Consider the following 19,637-nt stretch of genomic DNA (forward strand, 5'->3'; position numbering starts at 1 on the left):
GCACCGCCATGCACCTTGCTCAACTCACCCGTGGTCTCCAGATACTCCAGGTCCCGTCGGATCGTCATCTCCGAGACCTCGAGCTCGTTCGCCAGGTCGGAGACCCGCACAGCGCCCCGATCAACGACCGCGGTGAGGACGTGGGCACGCCGTTCCGCTGCAAGCATGTCGCCGATCGTAGCAAGTTCGCACTTAAACGAACCAAATTTCACAACTTCGCACGATCTTCTGTTGTTTCCTGTTAGCTTCTGATGGACATTGATCGGTTGAAGTGCAACAAGGGAGTTGCCATGAATCTGGCATCCGGCGAAGTGCTGCGGTTGAACACCGGCGTACTCGACTACGTCCTCGTCGCCATCTATTTCGTCTTCGTCCTGGGGATCGGCTACATCGCCCGCAGCCAGGTCGCCACCAGTCTCGACTTCTTCCTGTCGGGACGACGCCTGCCGGCATGGGTCACCGGTATTGCCTTCGTGTCGGCGAATCTGGGCGCCGTCGAGATCATGGGCATGTCGGCCAACGGGGCCCAGATCGGCCTGGCCACGATGCACTACTACTGGATCGGCGCGGTCCCGGCAATGGTGTTCCTCGGCCTGGTGATGATGCCGTTCTACTACGGCTCCAAGGTGCGTAGCGTGCCCGAGTTCATGCGACGCCGCTTCGGCACCGGCGCGCATCTGGTGAATGCCCTCAGTTTCGCGGTGGCGCAGGTTCTCATCGCGGGGGTCAACCTGTTCCTGCTCGCCACGGTGATCAACGCGGTACTCGGCTGGCCGCACTGGGTGTCGCTGATCGTCGCCGCCGCGGTGGTGTTGACCTACACCGCACTCGGCGGACTGTCCGCGGCGATCTACAACGAGGTGCTGCAATTCTTCGTCATCCTCGCCGCACTCGTGCCACTGACCGTCATCGGTCTGATCAAGGTGGGCGGGTGGAGTGGACTGCGCGACAAGGTGATCGACACCCACTCGGACTCCGGCGCGGTGACCGCGACGGTGCACGAGCAGCTCACGTCGTGGCCCGGGCAGGCGCTCAGCGGCTTCAACTCGCCGGTGTGGTCGGTCGTCGGCATCGTGTTCGGCCTGGGCTTCGTGCTCTCGTTCGGGTACTGGACCACCAACTTCGTCGAGGTGCAGCGGGCGATGGCGTCGGACTCGATGTCGGCGGCGCGGCGCGCCCCGATCATCGGCGCGATCCCGAAGATGTTCATCCCGTTCGTGGTGGTGATTCCCGGAATGATCTGCGCCGCAGTGGTCGGCGACATGATCCACCTCAAGAACACCGGTACCGGCAACGGCATCACCTACAACGACGCCATGCTGCTGATGATGCGCGACATCTTGCCCAACGGCCTGCTCGGCGTCGCGGTGGCGGGTCTGATCGCCTCGTTCATGGCCGGCATGGCGGCCAACGTGTCGGCGTTCAACACCGTGTTCAGCTACGACATCTGGCAGCAGTATGTGGTGAAGGATCGCGAGGACTCGTACTACATCACGGTGGGGCGCGTCGCGACCGTGGCGGCGGTGCTGCTCGCGATCGGTACCGCGACCATCGCGGCCGGCTACTCGAACCTGATGGACTACCTGCAAACGCTTTTCGGCTTCTTCAATGCACCGCTCTTCGCGACGTTCATCCTCGGCATGTTCTGGAAACGGATGACGCCGACCGCCGGCTGGGTGGGATTGGTACTCGGAACCGCCTCTGCCGTCGTTGTTTTCGTGTTGCAAGAGACCGGGGTGATCGACCTACCCGGTCAGGGCATGCCGTTCGTCGCCGCATCAATGGCATTCATCGTCGACATCGTGGCATCGGTGGCGGTCTCGCTGGTCACCCGTCCCAAGCCGGCCTCCGAACTCGCCGGCTTCGTCTACTCGCTGACCGACAAGGCCACACTCGCCGGCGACGACTCGCGCACCGCCTGGATTGCGCGGCCCGTGCCGCTCGCCTCGATCGTGGTGATCCTCGTGATCATCCTCAACATCGTCTTCCACTGATCGGAGTACGCACATGACCGACCAACCAACCTCGACGCCGACAACCGCCTCGACCTCACGACAACGACTGCTGGTGCGTCTGTTCGACATTCGCAACATCGTCGGCGCATTGCTGGGGATCTACGGGATCCTGCTGCTGATCGCCGGGCTGATCCCGGCGTCGGGAACGGCAGGCGCCGGGGACCGCGCAGAGTCCGCGTCCCACGACGTCGTCGACCTGTCGGTCGGTAGCAGCGCCAACCTGTGGGTCGGTGTCATCCTGCTCGTGGTCGCGGCGTTGTTCTGCGGTTGGGCCGCCTGGCGGCCCAGGCCCTGATTGCCGGTGGCCCCGAACGCTATGGTGGGTGCCGTGACGATGGCGGAACCGTGGTGAAGCTGGGCCTGGCCGATCTGCGGCAACCGGTGTCGGCGGCGGATCTCGCCGACACCCGCGCGTTCTATGCCACCCGGGTCGGCGGTGTCGGACCGCGCTCGGCGACCGAGCTCGCCGCCGTCAGGGCCGCGCGGGCCGTCGACCCGCAGGCGCCGACCCGAGCCCGCTCCGAGATCATCGAGGTCGACGGCCACCGAATCCCGATCCGTATTCTGATGCCCGATTCCGGGCACCCCACAGGCATTCACCTCCACCTGCACGGTGGCGGGTTCTACATGGATTCCGCCGCCCGGCACGACGCGCAGAACGCACGCCGCGCCGACGCCCTCGATGCGGTGGTGATCGGCGTCGACTACCGCCTCGCCCCCGAGTCGCCGTGGCCGGCAGCCCCCGACGACTGTGCGGCGGTGGCATCGTGGCTGATCGAGACGGGCACCGAACGATTCGGCACCACCGCCCTGACCCTCGGTGGCATGTCGGCCGGTGCCACGTTGGCGATGACGACACTTCTCCGCCTGAGCGATGCCGGCGTGGTTTCCGAGGTCGACGGCGTGGTCCTCGAGGCCGGTAGCTACGACCTCAGTGCCCACACCCCCTCCGGTGCAACAATTGCCGACGAATACTTCATCGAGGCGTACGTCGGTCATGTCACCGACCGCACCGTTGCCGACATCTCACCGATCTTCGGCGATCTACGGGGCCTGCCGCCGGTGCTCGTCGTCATCGGGGAGGACGATGTGGTGCTGGCCGACAACCTCGCCATGCTCGCCCGGCTCATCGCCGCGGGAAACGACGTCGATCTACGGCTGTATCCGGCTGCACCGCATGGTTTCACGATGCATGACACACCCATCGGCCGGCAGGCAGTCGATGATGTCGACACGTGGCTGCGCGCACGGCTCGCCCGCTGACGCACCCACGCTCACCGATGACCGGCCCACGCCAGCAACCGGTCCACCGGCCAGGTGGTGATGATGCGATCCGGGTCGATGCCGTGCTCGTGGGCACGCTGCGCTCCGAGCACCGTGAATTCGAGCTGCCCCGGTGCGTGCGCATCGGAGTCGATCGCGAACAGACAGCCCGCCTCGATCGCCATGGTCACGAGTTCGTCGGGCGGGTCGACACGTTCGGGGCGGGAATTGATCTCGACCGCGGTCTGATGGGTTGCGCACGCCTCGAACACTTCTCGGGCGTCGAAACTCGACGGTGGCCGGTGTCCGCGGCCGGTGAGTACGCGCCGTCCGGTGCAATGCCCCAGCACGTCGACCCGCGGGTCGGTCGCGGCTGCCACCAATCGCCGCGTCATGGCGTCGTGCTCCATCCGCAGGGCCGAATGCACCGAGGCGGTGACGATGTCGAGCCGGTCGAGGAGCGCATCGGTCTGATCGAGTGCACCGTCGTCGAGGATGTCGACCTCGATTCCCGCCAGCAATCGAACCTGCGTGTCGGGCAGCCGCCTCCCGGTCATGTTCGCCCCGCGGTTGTAGGCCTCGATCTGCTCGATCTGATCGGCGAGCCGTTCTGCACTGAGACCGTGTGCCACGGTCAACCTCGGCGAGTGGTCGGTGACCGCGAGCCACTCGAGTCCGAATGCGGTTGCCGCCGCTGCTATCTCCGTCAGCGGGGCACCGCCGTCGCTGGCGTCGGTGTGGCTGTGGCAGTCCCCGCGCGCCTCGGCGACGAGATCGGCGGCGGCGCCGGGCGGATACGGCGACTCCGTCGACTGCAGACGCGCCAGATACTCCGGCAGATCTCCGTCGAGGGCCTCGGCGATGACCGTGGCGGTGGTCTTGCCGATACCCGTGATCGACGTCAGAGTGCCTTCCCGCGAACGACTCTCGAGATCATCTGGGTCGAGTCGAGCCGCCGCCCTGGCCGCCTTGCGGAACGCCTCCACCCGATAGGTGCTCTCCCGCGCCCGCTCGAGCAACCACGCGATCCGCTGCAACGCGACGATCGGCTCGACGGGTGCGCTCAGCGGCTCCAACGTTCTCATCGGGGCACGCTCACGCCAGTGCCGCGTCGACCACCTCTTGTGCCTGCACCTGGACTTGGGCCAAATGCTCGGGCCCCTTGAAGGATTCGGCATAGATCTTGTACACGTCCTCGGTGCCCGACGGCCGGGCGGCGAACCATGCGTTCTCGGTGGTGACCTTCAGTCCGCCGATCGCCGCACGATTGCCCGGTGCCTCGGTCATGATCGCGGTGATCTTCTCTCCGGCCAGTTCGGTCGCGGAGATCTGGTCGGCCGACAACTTCGCCAGAACCGCCTTCTGCTCCCGCGACGCCGGCGCATCGATACGGGCGTAAGCGGATTCGCCGAAGGCGTCGGCGAGTTCACGATAACGCTGCGAGGGCGTCTTGCCGGTCACCGCGAGGATCTCCGAGGCCAGCAGATCCAGGATGATCCCATCCTTGTCGGTGGTCCACGGCTTGCCGTCGAAGGTCAGGAACGACGCTCCCGCACTCTCTTCGCCACCGAAGGCGATCGAGCCGTCGAGGAGTCCGTCGACGAACCACTTGAACCCGACCGGCACCTCGACGAGACGTCGACCGATGGCGCCGACCACCCGATCGATCAACGACGAGGAGACCAGGGTCTTGCCGACCCCGGCCTGCTCCGACCATCCGGGCCGATGGGTGAACAGGTAGTCGATCACCACGGCCAGATAATGATTCGGGTTCATCAGGCCTGCGTCCGGGGTCACGATCCCGTGTCGGTCGGCGTCGGCGTCGTTGCCGGTGGCGATGTCGTAGTGATCGCGTGCACCGATCAGCGAGGCCATGGCATTCGGCGAACTGCAGTCCATCCGGATCTTGCCGTCGGTGTCGAGGGTCATGAACGAGAACGTCGGATCGACGGTCGGATTGACCACGGTGAGCGTCTCGAGGTTGTAGCGGAAACCGATGGCCGCCCAGTATCCGACCGAGGCACCGCCGAGCGGGTCGGCGCCGATGCGGAAGCCCGCGGACCGGATCGTGGCCATGTCGACCACGTCGGCCAGCCCGTCGCAATACCGCATCATGAACGGGTAGTCGGTGACGAACTCGCCGGTCCGGGCCTGCTCGAACGGAATCCGCTTGACGCCGACGAGCTTCGCGCGCAGCAGTTCGTTGGCGCGCGCGGCCACCCACGAGGTGATCGATGTGTCGGCCGGTCCACCCGACGGCGGGTTGTACTTGAACCCACCGTCACGCGGCGGATTGTGCGACGGGGTGACGACGATGCCGTCGGACTCCACACCCGGATTCTCGGCATTGAACTGCAGGATCGCGCGACTCACCGCTGGCGTCGGGGTGAAGGAGTCCCCCTCGGCGGTGAGCGTGGTGACGCCGTTGGCGGCGAGGACCTCGAGGGCGGTACGCCATGCGGGGATCGACAGCGCATGCGTGTCGAATCCGATGAACAACGGTCCACCGATCCCGGCGCCTGTCCGGTACTCGACGATCGCCTGGGTCGTCGCGAGGATGTGCGCCTCGTTGAACGAGGAGTCCAGACTCGATCCGCGATGGCCGGACGTGCCGAACACGACCTGCTGCAACGGATCATCGGGGTCAGGAGTGCGGTCGTAGTAGGCCTTTTCCACTGCGGCCACGTCGATGAGGTCTTCGGGCAGTGCCGGGGTACCGGCTCGAGGGTGTGCCATGTGACGAATTCTGCCACCGATCGAGCGGTCCGCAGGGCGATGCGAACCGAACAGTTACTGTGAACCACCCGCACGTCCGCCAGCAAGGAGCACTCTCGATGCCCGTGCGCAGCGCTGATCCTCGGCTCGTCGTCCTCGTCCTGCCCGGTGGGACCGATTCGAGTTACCGTCCGTTCTCACCGTGGCAGGCCTCGGCGCTGCGCATGTATCCGTTCACCTGGTCGATCCGGGCGCGCTTCGGTCGGGCCGTCGACGTCCGCCAGGTGCGCTACCGCGTCTACGGCTGGAACGGCGAACAAGCCTCGCCCATGCCGTACGCGCGGGCCGCGCTGGCCCGTGCGCGTCGTGCACATCCCGACACCCCGGTGGTGCTCATCGGGCACTCGATGGGCGGACGCATCGCGGCGCAGCTGGCCGCCGACCCCGCGGTCACCGCAGTGCTCGCGCTGGCCCCGTGGTGGCAGTTCGCCGACTGGCGGATGATCAACGACGAGGCCCGGGTGGTCGCCGTCCACGGTGACGCCGACACCATCACCCTGGCCCGCAAGACCGCCAAGGGCGTCGCCGAGTTGCGCGACCGTGGCGTCGACGCCACCTATGTGTCGGTGCCCGGTGGGCACCATCCGATGCTCGACCATCTGGGCCTGTGGCAGGGATCCGCGCTCGCGTTCGTCCGCGAGGAATTGGCGCGCCGATCAGAACGCCTGCCCAAGAGCTGACCACGCCGGTCACGACGGTCGAACGGCAGCGCGGGGTCCGGCGAGTGCGGTGACGAACCCGTCGTAGAACTCGACGTATTCGTCGCCGTCGAGGACGTACACGGGATCGTCGCCGGTGTCGCCGAACGACTCGGTGCGCAACTGTGTCCGCATGTTCTTGAAGGTCGAGGTGTGCTCGAGATGGTCGGTGAGCCGGACGAACAGTGGCACCGCGTATCCGGGCAGTCCGGAGCGGACATGCTCGGCGAAGGCCACCGGGTCGAACGTGGCGCCCTGCGTGAGGCTGATCGCGGCCATACCGGCCTTGCCGTCGACCCCGGGCACCTGCACCCCGAACACCACCGCCTCCTCGACGGCCGGGTGGGCGTCGAGGACGGCCTCGACCTCGGTGGTCGCCACGTTCTCGCCCTTCCACCGGAACGTGTCGCCGATCCGGTCGACGAATCCGATGTGCGAAAACCCTTGGTCGCGTACCACATCGCCACTGTTGAACCACCTGTCGCCGGCTTTGAACGCTCCGGTGACGACCTTCTTCTCCGATGCCGACGGGTCGGTGTAGCCGTCGAACGGGACGCGCCGGTTGATCTCGGCGAGGAGTAGGCCGGTCCCATGCCGGGGCACCTTGACGACTTTGCCGTCGGGTCCTCGCCGCGGTTGCCCGGTGTCCTCGTCGTACTCGACGATGGCATATTTCAGGGGCGACCAGCCGGCCGTCTTGGGGATGCCGAGGACGTTGATGAAGCCGATGTTGGCCTCACTCGCGGCATACAGTTCGACGATGCGGTCGATGCCGAACCGTTCGGTGAACGCATCCCAGATGTCGGGGCGCAAGCCGTTGCCGACCGCCACCCGCAATCGGTGGGCGCGATCGGTGGGCCGCTCCGGTTGCGCGAGCAGGTATCGGCAGAGTTCGCCGATGTAACAGAACGCCGTCGCGTCGTTCTCGATGATCTCGTCGATGAATCCCGACGCGGAGAACTGTCGGCCGATCGCCAGGCACGCACCCGAGGCGAGCACCGACGACACCGAGATCGTCAGTGCGTTGTTGTGGTAGAAGGGCAGCGCGGTGTACATGACGTCGTCACGGCGCAACCGGATGCCGAGTCCGCCGATGCCCGACATCGCCGCGAGCCACCGATAGTGGCTCATCTTGCTGGCCTTGGGAAATCCCGTCGTTCCGGAGGTGAAGATGTAGAACGCGGTGTCCGACAGCGGGATCGAGTCGGTGACGGCGGGATTGCGCGGGGAACACCGCGCCGCGCCGCGGTGTAACTCGGCGAAGTCGAGGCGAACCTCGGGCAGCGCCGACTCCGGTACGGACTCGAGCACCTCGGCGAGATCGGGTTGGTAGATCAGGACCTTCGCGCCGATGAGCCCCAAGCTGTGTTCGAGGACCGCGCCGCGCTGGTGAAAGTTGAGCATCCCCGCGATCGCCCCGAGTTTCACGATCGCCAGCATGGTGATCACGACGTCGGGATGGTTGCGCGATTCGATGGCCACGACGTCGCCGCGTGAGATCCCCTGCCGACTCAGGAAGTCCGCGATCCGGTTGGCGTGCGCGTTGGCGTCACGGTAGGTGATCGACTGCCCCTCGAAGCGCAGGAAATCGCGATCGCGATAGGCCTCGACGGACTGGACGAAACGCTTCCCGATGGACATCTGCCGACCGGGCGGACGCGGGATCAGCGCCGGCAACGACCGCAGCACTCCCCCGAGGTCCGGGCGCAGAGACGCGAGCCCCGACAGGATGTCTCGCAGGGTGATGTCGGGAAGAAGTCCCGTATCTGCCGAATGCGGAGTTGTCATCACGTCCTTTCCCCGGGCATCCACCTCGATGCCCGTCACTTGCCCGGCAGGGGCGAGATGCCGCCGCTGATGTCGGTGATCTGCCAGTTCTTGCCGTCCACCGTTATCGGGTATAGCGCAGTCGTCTTCACCCCGTCCGGTGATTGGACGTTACTGGTGGTCACGTCGAGGAAGACCTGAACGTGGTACGTGCCGTCGTTGTGGGTGGCGATGTCGCTGCCGACGAGCGTGCCGGTGGAGACCCACTGCAGTTGCCCGAGAAGATCACGCAACGCGGGTTCGCTGGTCTGGAACTGCTGTGCCAGCGGCTGGTTGACGTGTGAACGCAACGCCGCGAACCACGGGTCGAAATTGCGGTAGTCGATCCGCGCGGCGGCCACCGCATAGTCGGAGGCGAGTTGTCGTGCGTGCGCCTCGTCGGCCGACTGTGCGCGCAACGCATCGAGCTCGTCGCCACGCTGGTGCGCTTGCCACCCGAAGACGCCTGTCGCCACCGCCAACGCCAGGATCACCGCGACGATCATCGACACCACGAACGACCGCGAACGCAGCCGGGCCGTCAGCGACGCGCGGCGTCCCGGAGGCTGGTCGGCTTCTGCCACCTTCTCATCTGATTCTGTTGCCCCGTGCGGTGATTCGGTATCGGCCGGTGTTCTGTCGTCCGGTGCTGCGTTGGTCTGCTCCGTGTCGGCCGGTGCTGTGTTGGCCTGTTCCGTGTCAGCCTGCTCCTCGGCAGTGTCCGTATCGGCAACGTCGGTGTCACTCATGTCATCTCGGTTCGTGTCGGTGGGCGGTGGGGATTCTCGGGCTCGTGGCGGCCGATGCGGCTCGGTGGTGGCCGATGGGCTGGGTGGTGCCGTCATGGCGGGTCCGCCACGGTCAGTCGCAGGACGCCGTTCTCGTCGACGATCCGCAACCCCTGCTCGACCAGGGTCGCCAGATTCACCCGACCGGCCGGTGCGACTGCGGTCAGGGTGGGCTGGAGCACCCGCATGATCGCGGCGACGTCGGGCATGGTCTTGTTGAGGTACTCGCCGATCTTCTGGGTGAACGGGATGATCACGTCGTACCAGCCGGTGGCGCCCTCGGTGGCCTGCGCGAGTCCGGGCAGCAGGCTCCACAAGGTGGAGAACGGAATGTTCATGTGCGCCAACTTCGGTGCGGTGGCGCGCATCACGGCGCCGATCCGGGCACCGTCGAGGCGCGTCAACAGTTCCTGTGCGTGGTCGAACAGGCCGGAGAACTCGGATCGGTAGGTGCCGATCGTGCGGGCGGTCAGCGAGGAGAATCGGCCGATGGTCGCCAGATCGGCGTCGCGGCCCTGCCAGCCCTCGGAGATGGTCCGCGCGATCTCCTCGAGGGTGGCCGGATCGAATTGGCTGGTGAGTCCGTGCATGGAGGTCAGCATGTCGGCCACCGAGACGCCCGGGTCGATGCCGTTGCCGATCACGGCACCGTCGGTGAGGTACGGGCCCGATCCGGTGGTCGAGGTGAACTCGACGTACTGCTCGCCGACCATCGACAGATTCGCGATGCTGACCGTCGCGTCGGCCGGCACGTCCGCGCCGGGCCTGATCCGGAGGGTGGCCCGCAGCCCGTCGGGTCCGGTCCGCAGATCGGTCACCGTGCCGACCTGGATGCCGTTATAGAGCACCGACGAATTATTCTGCAGGCCACCGGATTCGGTGAGGTCCAGCGATACGGTGTCGTATCGGGTGAACGGGTGCAGATGCAGGACGCCGACGACGAGGTAGGCGCTGAGCGCGATCGACACCACCACCAGCATCACCAGGCTCCCGATCGTGCGGCGTGCGGTCATCGCATGGCCCCGATCATCCGGAGAACCGCGGCGACGGTCCGGGTGTCGGTCGCCGACCCGCCGGTTCCGCGGCCATCGGGTTCGGTGACGTCGACGATGTCGATCGACGGGTTACCCGCCCAGGCGACGAGTCGGTCGCCGAGCAAGTCATCGAGACGGCGGATGTCGGCGGGTGCCTGTGTGTCGAGCCGTACGGCCGTGGCGACCAATGGGTCGACGACCCCGATGAGGCCCTGAAGAGTCGCATAGCGCGGGATGATCAGGTTGCCGATGGGGACGACGTTGGGCCCCAACGCATTCAAGACGTTCGACAGTCCGAGGAATGCCGAGACCGCGCCGCTGACCCGTCGCGGCCCGAATTCGAAGGCGAACGCCAATCGGGACCGGTTGACGTCGAGGGTGTGCGAGATCGTCTCGATCGAATCGATCATCGACCGGATGTCGTCGCCCTGACCCGTGCTGCGCGCGATCAGCGCGCGCAGCACCTCGATGCCGTCGTCACGTTCGGTGGTGTCGGACGGAAAAGCCTTGTTGGCGTTGGTGATGATGCGTTGCAGGGTGGCGATGGTGCCTCCGTTGGCGAGTGCGGCCACACCTCCGAGAAGATCTTCGACCTGTGGTGACACCGTGGTCCTCGACAGCGGGATCGTCTGGCCGGCGGCGATGGTCGCGGTGGTGGCGCCGGCCGGTGGTGACAGCGCGATGAAGAAGTCGCCGAGGAGGGTCGCCTGCACGAGTTCGGCGGTCGTGCCGGCGGGCAGCCGGACGTCGGCGGAGAGATCGACGGTCGCGACCGCCACCCGGCGACCGTCGTGTTCGGCCAGACCCACCCCGCGCAATACCCCGATTCGTGAGCCGTTGTAGACCACCTTGCTGCGTGCGGGAAGGTTGAGTACCGAGGCGAATTCGATGTGTAGCGGGTAGCTGTCGCCGTCGACGCGGGTACCGGGTAGCGGCAGATCGGTCGGCGCAACGCCGCACGCGGCCACCAGCACCGTGAGGCTCGCCAGCACTGCCGCCCACGCCGCGCACCATCGGGATCGGATCATCACCGGCCCCCTGCGGACGCGAGTACGAGTTGGACCAGCGCGAGGTCGACGTGCCCGGTGGCTCCGGGCGACGGCCGGCAGGCCTGTGCCATGACCGCGTTGACCGCCGCGCAGACCGCCGAGCTCGACGACGCGGTGACCCGCACCGCCGGCGGAGCCGTCTCGATTCCACCGACTGCCGCGCCACGGGCGAGGATGCGTTGGACTCCTGTCGACACCAGGGGCAACCGCCGCAGCAGGGCGAGGATCTGACCCATCGGGACGCGATCGAGTAACGGCATGAGAGCGTCGAGGACGGCGAACACCGGCGGCGAGTAGGTACGGATGAGACGCAACAGCGACGGGGTCAGTTGGGTGGTCTGGACGACGGCCGGATTGAGCACCGAGAACCAGGCATCGAAGGTCTCGGCGAATTCACCGAGTTTGGTCAGTCCGAGTTGCAGATCCGGCCAGCGCTGAACGAAGAAATCGGTCAACTCCCCCACGTTGGTCAACAGCGAACGCAACTGTTGATCCCGCAGCCCCGGGTCGCCGAGCGCCGCGGCGAGCCCGGCGATCGCAGCATTGAAATCCGCACCGGTGCCGCGCAAGGTCGCATCGACGCGATTCATGCTGTCGCGCACCAGTTCACGGCGCTCGCCGGACTCCGACGCGGCGGCGGTGACCTGGGAGGCGAGCTTGTCGAAGGCGGCGTAGGCGGCACTGACACTGGTCGGGGTGTGCGTGCGCGCCAACGGGATACATCGCCTCATGTCCCACGCGGCTCCGGTGGTCCGACCCGACGGGATCTCCAGGTGCCGGTCGGTGACGATCGAATCCGAGGTGGTCACCGCCGACACATCGGCCGGGAAGTCGACGGGCGTGTCGAGGGTGAACCGCACGACCACGTGCCCGGCCTGCGGGGACACGGCGGTGACGGAGCCGATCCTTACGCCGCGCATCGTGACGTCGTTGCCCGGGTAGAGGCCGACGGCGTCGGCCATGTCCGCGCACCCCGACACGTGGCCGGCTCGCCGTTCAACGATGACCAGCGTCGCACCGACGATCACCGCGATCGTGAGCACCCCGACGATGATCCGGCGCCATATCTTCGGTGACCGAGACATCTCAGCACCGCCGATCCGGGCTCGGGACGCACAGCCCACCGGCCGTCACCTGATCGGGGGTGATCTGCACCTGCGGTGCGTTGACGACCACCGACGACAGATCCACCCGACCTGAGGAGTTGGTGACGCCCATGGCATCTCCGATCTGATCGACGATCGCGGTCAGCGTGCCGAGGAGGTCGTCGATGCGGGCGGGCTGGGCGCGCAGGGTGTTGAGGACGTCGAGAACCTGCCGGAACGGTGGTTCGATGGTGCCGGTGAAGGCATCGACCGGCTTGGCGATGAAGGCGAACAGCGCGCCGATCGACCGCACGGTCTCCACCCCTTCGGCCTTGACCTGATAGGCCTTGGCCCCGACATAGCCGATCAGGCGCAGCAGTTCGACCAGATCGGCGCGCCCGCTGTTGAGTCCAGAAATGTACTCGTCGCTCAGGGCGACCGCGGCGTCGAGGTCGTCGGACCGCGCCTCGACCGCGGTGGTCAGTTGTTCGGTGTCGGCGATGATCTGCCGGATCGCGTCGGGTTGTCCGGCCAGCGCGGCATCGACCTTGCGCAGCGTGTCGGCGATGGTCTGTCCGTTCACCTTCGACACGACCGCTCCGGAGTCGGCGAGAACGTCACTGAGCGTGTATGGCACCGACGTACGTTGCATCGGGATGATGTTGTGGCCCAGCGCTGTCCGGCCGGCCGGCGCCAACGCGACGTAGTGGCCCCCGATGGCGGTGGTCAACCGGACATCGGCCGACGTCTGATCACCCAGTGCGACATCGGAATCCACGCGCATAGTGACCTCGACGCGATCGGGATGCAGGGCGATCGCCGACACCTCACCAACCCGCACACCGGCGATGCGGACCTCATCACCGGATCGCAGGCCGCCGCTGGTACTCAACGCCACGAGGACATCGCGGTGGCCGAACGGGTCGAGGTAGATGACACCGCACACCGCGGCGAGCACGACCGCCACCCCGAGACCGAGCATGCCCAGCCGGAATTGCCTGCGCCGCATCGATGCTTCGTCGTGTCGCCGGGTCATCGGCACACCACCACCGGGACACCCGCGAGCAGAACCCGCGTCAGCGGCGTGGGGATCGCCTGTCCCGAGCCGCACTGATAACCACCCTGCCCCGCGGCGTGCGCCGTGGCGTCGAGCGCGTCGATCAGCGCGGGCAGTCGTCCGAGGGCGGCGGTCGCGGTGTTGACGGCCGGCACCCAGGTGCGCAGCAGGTGATCGACGGTGGCGTAGTTGCCGTAGTAACTCTCATCGAGGCTCTCGAGGAGTTGCCGTACGGGCCCGAGACTGCGCGCGGCCAATCGCATCGACTCCTGGGTCTTGTCCGCCGACGCCGCAAGCACCCCGAAGGCGTCTCCCATCCGGGAGATCAGATCGTTGAGTTGCGGTGACTTGTAACGGATCTCACCGGCGACACGGCCCAATTGGGTGATGACGGTCGCGATGAGCGTCGAACGATCGGAGACGACGTCGGCGAGCTGACGCAGCTGGTTCAGCACCGAGCCGACGTCGGGGCCGCGGCCCTCGATCACCGCCAGGATGTTGTTCATCAGCGAATTGAGTTGGTCGGGTTGCAGCGTGCCGAACAGCGGCCGGAGCCCGTTGAACATCTCGGTGATGTCGAAGGAACCGATGGTCCGCGAGGCCGGGATGACCGCGGTGGTGGCGAGTTCGTGTTGCGGGGCGGTGGCGTCACCTGCGGGGGTCTGCAGGTCCAGGTACCGCTGTCCGACGAGATTCAGGTAGCGGATGGCGATCTGGGTGTCGTCGTAGACCGTGGTGGTGGTGTTCACGGTGAAGCGCACCTGCGCCTGGGCCTGGTCGCCGGAATCGTCGAGCAGCGAGATGGATTCGACCTTGCCCACCCGCACACCGAGTTCGCGGACGTCGTTGCCGACGGTCAATCCCGACACGTCGGTGAAGCGGGCGGTGAACGTCCGCCCGGCGCCGGGCACCGAGGGATCGAGCGCCTGGAAGATCACCCACCCGGCGAGCAGCATGGCGACGACGAACAGGACGAAACCCGCAGTGGCCGTGGGCCGCACCCGGTTCATCGGCCGCCACCCCCGGTACGGACGGCACCTGCGGTCGGCAAGGCCGAGGTGATCGCGGGCAACGACTCCAGCGTGAGCCCGAGGCGCAACCGCACGGTGCCGTCCACGCGCGGCAGCATCTTGTCGAGCCGGCCGATCAGCTCGTGTGCATCATCGGCTGCTGCGGGCACGGTGGACAGGGTGTAGCCGAGCGGGGCCCCGAGAGTGAGTGAGGCGTCGAGAACGGTGGCCAGGTCACCCGGATCGGTGCCGACGACCTGGCCCAGGGTGATGAAGGTCTGCACGAGGCCGGTCAGCGCGCCGGTGACCTTGGCCGTCTCCTGCGGGTCGGCATACATCGCGGTCTTCTCCACCAGGGTGGTGAAGAGGTTGACGAAGGGGTCCGACAACGCGGCCGCACCGCGTAGGGTGTCGTCGGCGATACGCAGCATCTGGGCGAACGGCGTCTGTTGGTGCTGATGCGCGAGTGCGAACAAATCGAAGCCCGACCGCATCAGCGGCGAGATCTGGGTGACGACCTCGTCGAGCCGGTTGATCATCGCGGTGACCTCGGAGCCGGTGAGGGTGGAGCTGATCGATCCGATGTCACGCAGGACGCTCACCGCCGATACGTCCGACGAATCATCCTGCGCCGCAATGATCTGTCCGTTGCGTAGCGCCGGTCCCGGTGCGGTGGGGGTCAATTCGATCCCGGTCACGCCGAAGATGTTCGACGGCGCGAATGTCGCGGTGAGGTGGCCGCCGATGTGGTCGGCCTGGGTGGCGTCGACGGCCAGGCGCATCCGCTGATGCCCCTGATCGTCGATGGTGATCGACTCGACGTGCCCGACGAGCAATCCCTGGTATTTGACGTCGGCGCCTGCCGAGAGTCCTTCGGAGATGCGATCGGAGGTCACGGTCACCTCGACGGTGTCGTCGAAGACTCCGCGCGCGTAGAGGGTCACGGGTATGGCGATGGCGGCGAGCACCGCGATCGCCGCGATGCCCCACCGGGTCAGCACACCGGTGGACGGACCACGCCCGGACACGTCGATAGGTGGCCCGATCATCCGGAGAACCTGAATCCGACGTCGGAGCCCCAGAACACGAGGGTCAAGATCATGTCGAGCACCACGATGAGGATGAAGCTGAATTTGATGGCGCGGCCGGTGGCCGTCCCGACCCCTTCGGGTCCGCCGCGGGCGTAGTAGCCCTGATATCCGTGTACGAGGACGACGGCGACGATGAACACCACCGCCTTGATCAGCGAGTAGATGACGTCGACCGGACTCAGGAAGGCGGTGAAGTAGTGGTCGTAGGTGCCGCTGGATTGACCGTGCACGCCGGTGACCACCAGCGCACAGGTGAGGTAGGCGAGAATCAGGGGGATCAGGAACAACGGGATGATGGTGATGACCCCGGCGATGGCACGTGTGCTGACGACAAACGGGATCGGTTGCACGGCTTGCGCTTCGAGTGCGTCGATCTCCTCGGCGATCCGCATCGACCCGATTTCGGCGGTCATCCGGCAACCGGCCTGCGCGGCGAACCCGATCGCCACGACGATGGGTGCGATCTCGCGGGTGGTGGCATACGCGGAGAGAAAACCGGTGAGCGGACCCATGCCGAACATGTCCAGTGAACCGAAGGCCTCGACCCCGATGGAGCCGCCCACCGACGCCCCGAGAACCACCAGCACCGCGACGGTCCCACCGCCCACGATGACCGTGCCGTTGCCCCACATCATGTCGCCGAGGACGGCCAACGTCTGGCGACGGTACTGACGCAGCGCGTGCGGCATGGCGCCGAGCACCTGTGCGGTGAAGCGCAACTGATGGCCGAGCTGCGCCAGCAGTCGCGCGGGCGCGCCGGTGATCGCGCCGAGCCGGCGCACACGCGGGTGGGCGGCGAGGTACACCTCGAGTCCCAGCATCGGCAATCACCCGACCTTCGTCTGCACGAACATCGACAGCACCTGGGTGGCAAGGAGATTGAGCACAAAGCTGGCGACCACACTGAGTACGACGGCGGCGTTGACCGCGTCGGCGACCCCGCGCGGACCGCCGCGCGCCTCCATCCCACGCTGACAGGCGATGGCGACGACGACCAGACCGAAGATCTCGGCTTTGCCCAGCGCCGCCCACAGATCGACGAGGCCCGCGAACTCGCCGAACGACCCGAGATAGCTGCCGGCCGCACCGCCCTGGAATGCGACGTTGACGAAATATCCGGTGGCCACACCGACGAAGACGATCTCCACACAGATCAGGGGTGCGATCACGGCCACGGCCGCAAGGCGGGGGGCGATCACCCGCCGCGCCGGGTCGATACCCATGGTGCGCAGGGCGTCGATCTCCTCACGAACCGTCCGCGACCCCAGGTCGGCGGCAACCGCCGAGCCGACCGCACCGCCCAGCAGCAGTGCGGTGGCGATGGGGGCACCCTGCCGCAGCACCCCGAGCGCGCCGGCCGCGCCGGCCATCGAGGACGCCCCGATCTGCGAGGTCAGGCTGCCCACCTGCACCGAGATGATCACGCCGAACGGGATCGCCACCAACGCGGCGGGGATCGCGGCGACCCCCGCGAAGAACACCATCTGCCGGTAGGCCTCACGCACCGGGAACCGGCCCCGAACCACGTCTGCGACGCCGAACCCCACCGAGGTCGCGAAGAGATCGAGTAGGCGCCCGAGGGTCGACACCGAGGAGCCCAGCATGCCCGTCACTCGGCCCCGCTCGCTCACACGCATCGCCACTCCGGTGTCCCCGCCGACCCGATCCGGGTCCTCGTCCGCTCCCGACACTCACGCCACCCGAAGGGCGCGTCGTGCCAGTGTGACACGAAAAACAAATTCTGGGTTCATTTTCAGTTTTTGCGGTTGTCAGGGCATCGCGGCACGTCAACGGCCTGTGACGAGCTCGGCCGGGATTGCTTCTGGACCGCGATTGGCTACACACTGGTGGCATGGACGACCCCGACTCCCCGCCGACCATCACCCCGGACACGGAACCGACGGGACCACTCGACGGCATCACCGTGCTCGAACTGGGCACTCTGATCGCGGGCCCCCATGCCGCTCGCCTGCTCGGCGACATGGGCGCCGAGGTCATCAAGATCGAGCCACCCGATCGGCCGGACCCGATCCGCACCTGGGGGCAGGCCGAGGTCGAGGGCCAGCGCTTCTATTGGACGGTGCACGCCCGCAACAAGCGGGCGATCACCCTCGATCTGCGCGACGACCGCGGACGCGAATTGTTCCTGCGATTGGCCCAGCGCGCCGACATCGTCGTCGAGAATTTTCGGCCCGGAACGCTCGAACGGCTCGGGATCGGGCCCGAGGTGTTGTGGCAGCACAACGCGGGACTGGTCGTGGTGCGGGTGTCGGGGTACGGCCAGACCGGGCCCGACGCGGCGCGCGCGGGATATGCCTCGGTCGCCGAGGCCGCCAGCGGGCTGCGCCACATCAACGGCTACCCCGGGCAACTCCCGCCGAGACTGTCGCTGTCGCTGGGCGACACCCTCGCCGGGATGTACGCCGCGCAGGGCGCACTCGCGGCACTCTACCGCCGGACCGTCACCGGCAAGGGGCAGGTCGTCGACACCTCACTGCTGGAATCATGTGTGGCGGTGCAGGAGTCGACGATGGCCGACTACGACATGGGCGGCATCGTGCGGGGGCCGTCGGGCACCCGTCTCGACGGCATCGCCCCATCGAATCTGTATCCGACCGCCGACGGAACCCACGTGATCATCGCCGCCAACCAGGATTCGGTGTTCGCCCGGCTGTGCGCGGCGATGGGACAGCCCGAACTCGCCACCGACCCGCGCTTCGCCGACCACGCTGCCCGAGGACGCAATCAGGATGAGCTCGACGCCCTCATCGGCGAGTGGTCGGCGCAGCACGGGGCCGACAAGCTCACCGAGGTGCTCTCTGCGGCGGGAGTCGTGGTCGGGCCGGTGAACACGATCGAACAGGTCGTCGCCGACCCCCATCTGCAGGCGCGCGGGATGATTGCCGAGCATTACGACGCCCGGGTGGGCCGGGTGGTCCACGGCCCCGGTGTGGTGCCCCGCTTCGGCGACACCCCGGGTCGAATCCGCAATGCCGGGCCACCGGTGCCCGGTCACGACAATCAGGCGGTGTTCACCGATCTGTTGGGATTGACGGACTCCGAGGTCGACGAACTCCATGAACAGGGCGTGATCTGATGAACGTCACCCTCCGCGACGTCGCCATGCGAGACGGATTGCAGATCGAGGAGCCGATCTCACTCGACGCCAAAGTGGAACTGTTGCAAGCCATCTGCGATACCGGGGTGACCGAGGTCGAGGTGACCGCGTTCGTCTCGCCCAGCAAGGTACCCGCACTCGCCGATGCCGCCGAGCTCTGCACGCACCTCGGCGAGTTTCCCGACGTACGGTTCTCGGCGTTGATCGCCTCGGTCAACGGCACCCGCCGTGCGCTCGACTCCGGTGTGAGCAATCTGGAATATGTTGTCTCGGCCTCTGATTCACACAGCCGGGCCAATGTCGGACGCGACACCGACGCGTCGACGGCACTGATCGACGAGATCGTCGGTATCGCCCACGACGCGGGAGCCACACTCGAGGTGATCATTGCGACCGCCTGGGACTGCCCGTTCGACGGCCCGACGCCACCGGAGCGGGTCACCACGATCGTCGCCCACGCGGTGGCGGCGGGCGCCGACCGCATCAGTATCGCCGACACCATCGGCACGACGACCCCGAGACGGGTGACTGATCTTGCCGCACAGGTGTTCCCGCTGATCGGTGATCTGCCGCTGGGCGCACACTTCCACAACACGCGGGGTACCGGGTTGGCGAGTGCCTACGCCGCCGTGCAGGCCGGCATCACCCGGCTCGATGCCTCGGTCGGCGGACTCGGCGGATGCCCCTTCGCACCCGGTGCGAGCGGCAACATCGCCACCGAGGATCTCGTCTATCTGTTGCGCGACTGCGGCATCGACACCGGCGTCGATCTCGATGCCGCCATCCGCGCCGGACGCGTCGCCATCTGTGCGGTCGGTGGCGGTGACGGGAGCGCGCTGATGCGCGCG

19 protein-coding genes are annotated in these 19,637 nt (G+C 67.0%); 6 read left to right on the top strand and 13 right to left on the bottom strand.

The genetic code is table 11. The features are described from left to right. Window positions 1-167 (bottom strand): DeoR family transcriptional regulator (locus tag B1964_RS15880; protein WP_139765756.1); only part of this gene is annotated, 167 nt, incomplete at its 3' end. Between the two features lie 123 nt (window positions 168-290). Here B1964_RS15880 and B1964_RS15885 point away from each other — a divergent pair. The 3 genes from B1964_RS15885 to B1964_RS15895 are packed head-to-tail and all read left to right on the top strand — an operon-like array spanning window position 291 to window position 3,278. Continuing rightward, window positions 291-1,994 carry a sodium:solute symporter family protein gene (locus B1964_RS15885; protein WP_020170645.1) on the top strand — a complete coding sequence of 568 codons (1,704 nt, stop codon included), beginning with the start codon at window positions 291-293 and terminating at the stop codon, window positions 1,992-1,994. Window positions 1,995-2,007: 13 nt separating this feature from the next. Continuing rightward, on the top strand, window positions 2,008-2,310 hold the full coding sequence (locus B1964_RS15890) for a hypothetical protein (RefSeq protein ID WP_006368483.1): 303 nt from the start codon (window positions 2,008-2,010) through the stop codon (window positions 2,308-2,310). Between the two features lie 50 nt (window positions 2,311-2,360). Beyond that, window positions 2,361-3,278 carry an alpha/beta hydrolase gene (locus tag B1964_RS15895; protein WP_172398860.1) on the top strand — a complete coding sequence of 306 codons (918 nt, stop codon included), beginning with the start codon at window positions 2,361-2,363 and terminating at the stop codon, window positions 3,276-3,278. 11 nt (window positions 3,279-3,289) lie between these two features. Here the strand turns inward: B1964_RS15895 and B1964_RS15900 are convergent, their stop codons facing one another. Both B1964_RS15900 and pgm read right to left on the bottom strand, forming a co-directional pair. Continuing rightward, entirely contained in the window at window positions 3,290-4,363 is a 1,074-nt protein-coding gene (locus B1964_RS15900; protein WP_172398861.1) for a PHP domain-containing protein, read from the bottom strand. A 10-nt stretch (window positions 4,364-4,373) separates the two neighbouring features. Beyond that, window positions 4,374-6,014 carry a phosphoglucomutase (alpha-D-glucose-1,6-bisphosphate-dependent) gene (gene pgm / locus B1964_RS15905; protein ID WP_079930460.1) on the bottom strand — a complete coding sequence of 547 codons (1,641 nt, stop codon included), beginning with the start codon at window positions 6,012-6,014 and terminating at the stop codon, window positions 4,374-4,376. A 98-nt stretch (window positions 6,015-6,112) separates the two neighbouring features. Between pgm and B1964_RS15910 the strand changes: the two genes are divergently transcribed. Next, a complete protein-coding gene (locus B1964_RS15910; protein ID WP_079930470.1) occupies window positions 6,113-6,733 on the top strand; it encodes an alpha/beta fold hydrolase in 621 nt (206 codons plus the stop codon). 9 nt (window positions 6,734-6,742) lie between these two features. On the opposite strand, the gene B1964_RS15915 is transcribed toward B1964_RS15910, so the two are convergent. From B1964_RS15915 to B1964_RS15960, 10 genes are all read right to left on the bottom strand, one after another. Further along, window positions 6,743-8,539: a long-chain-acyl-CoA synthetase gene (locus B1964_RS15915; RefSeq protein WP_079930471.1), complete on the bottom strand. Its 1,797-nt coding sequence runs from the start codon at window positions 8,537-8,539 to the stop codon at window positions 6,743-6,745. 35 nt (window positions 8,540-8,574) lie between these two features. Then, a complete protein-coding gene (locus B1964_RS15920) occupies window positions 8,575-9,306 on the bottom strand; it encodes a hypothetical protein (RefSeq protein WP_253194020.1) in 732 nt (243 codons plus the stop codon). Between the two features lie 92 nt (window positions 9,307-9,398). Next, entirely contained in the window at window positions 9,399-10,358 is a 960-nt protein-coding gene (locus tag B1964_RS15925) for an MlaD family protein (RefSeq protein ID WP_014360727.1), read from the bottom strand. Next, a complete protein-coding gene (locus tag B1964_RS15930; protein WP_079930461.1) occupies window positions 10,355-11,407 on the bottom strand; it encodes an MlaD family protein in 1,053 nt (350 codons plus the stop codon). Before B1964_RS15930 ends, B1964_RS15925 begins: the two co-directional genes overlap by 4 nt. Continuing rightward, window positions 11,407-12,513, bottom strand: coding sequence for an MlaD family protein (locus B1964_RS15935; RefSeq protein ID WP_079930473.1), 1,107 nt, complete (start codon window positions 12,511-12,513; stop codon window positions 11,407-11,409). Before B1964_RS15935 ends, B1964_RS15930 begins: the two co-directional genes overlap by 1 nt. Before the next feature lies 1 nt (window position 12,514). Further along, window positions 12,515-13,549, bottom strand: a complete 1,035-nt coding sequence (locus B1964_RS15940; RefSeq protein ID WP_079930472.1) for an MlaD family protein — start codon at window positions 13,547-13,549, stop codon at window positions 12,515-12,517. After that, window positions 13,546-14,580: an MlaD family protein gene (locus B1964_RS15945; RefSeq protein ID WP_079930462.1), complete on the bottom strand. Its 1,035-nt coding sequence runs from the start codon at window positions 14,578-14,580 to the stop codon at window positions 13,546-13,548. Before B1964_RS15945 ends, B1964_RS15940 begins: the two co-directional genes overlap by 4 nt. Continuing rightward, window positions 14,577-15,629: an MlaD family protein gene (locus tag B1964_RS15950; RefSeq protein ID WP_079930463.1), complete on the bottom strand. Its 1,053-nt coding sequence runs from the start codon at window positions 15,627-15,629 to the stop codon at window positions 14,577-14,579. Before B1964_RS15950 ends, B1964_RS15945 begins: the two co-directional genes overlap by 4 nt. Beyond that, window positions 15,626-16,492 (bottom strand): ABC transporter permease, encoded by an 867-nt coding sequence (locus tag B1964_RS15955; protein WP_079930464.1) that lies wholly within the window; start codon window positions 16,490-16,492, stop codon window positions 15,626-15,628. Before B1964_RS15955 ends, B1964_RS15950 begins: the two co-directional genes overlap by 4 nt. Window positions 16,493-16,498: 6 nt before the next feature. Beyond that, window positions 16,499-17,362: an ABC transporter permease gene (locus B1964_RS15960; RefSeq protein WP_079930465.1), complete on the bottom strand. Its 864-nt coding sequence runs from the start codon at window positions 17,360-17,362 to the stop codon at window positions 16,499-16,501. 161 nt (window positions 17,363-17,523) lie between these two features. Here B1964_RS15960 and B1964_RS15965 point away from each other — a divergent pair, with 161 nt between their 5' ends. Then, entirely contained in the window at window positions 17,524-18,768 is a 1,245-nt protein-coding gene (locus B1964_RS15965) for a CoA transferase (RefSeq protein ID WP_079930466.1), read from the top strand. Continuing rightward, window positions 18,768-19,637 (top strand): hydroxymethylglutaryl-CoA lyase (locus B1964_RS15970; RefSeq protein WP_079930467.1); only part of this gene is annotated, 870 nt, incomplete at its 3' end. The genes B1964_RS15965 and B1964_RS15970, both read left to right, overlap by 1 nt.

The organism is Gordonia sp. i37, assembly GCF_002043085.1.
GTDB lineage: Bacteria > Actinomycetota > Actinomycetes > Mycobacteriales > Mycobacteriaceae > Gordonia > Gordonia polyisoprenivorans.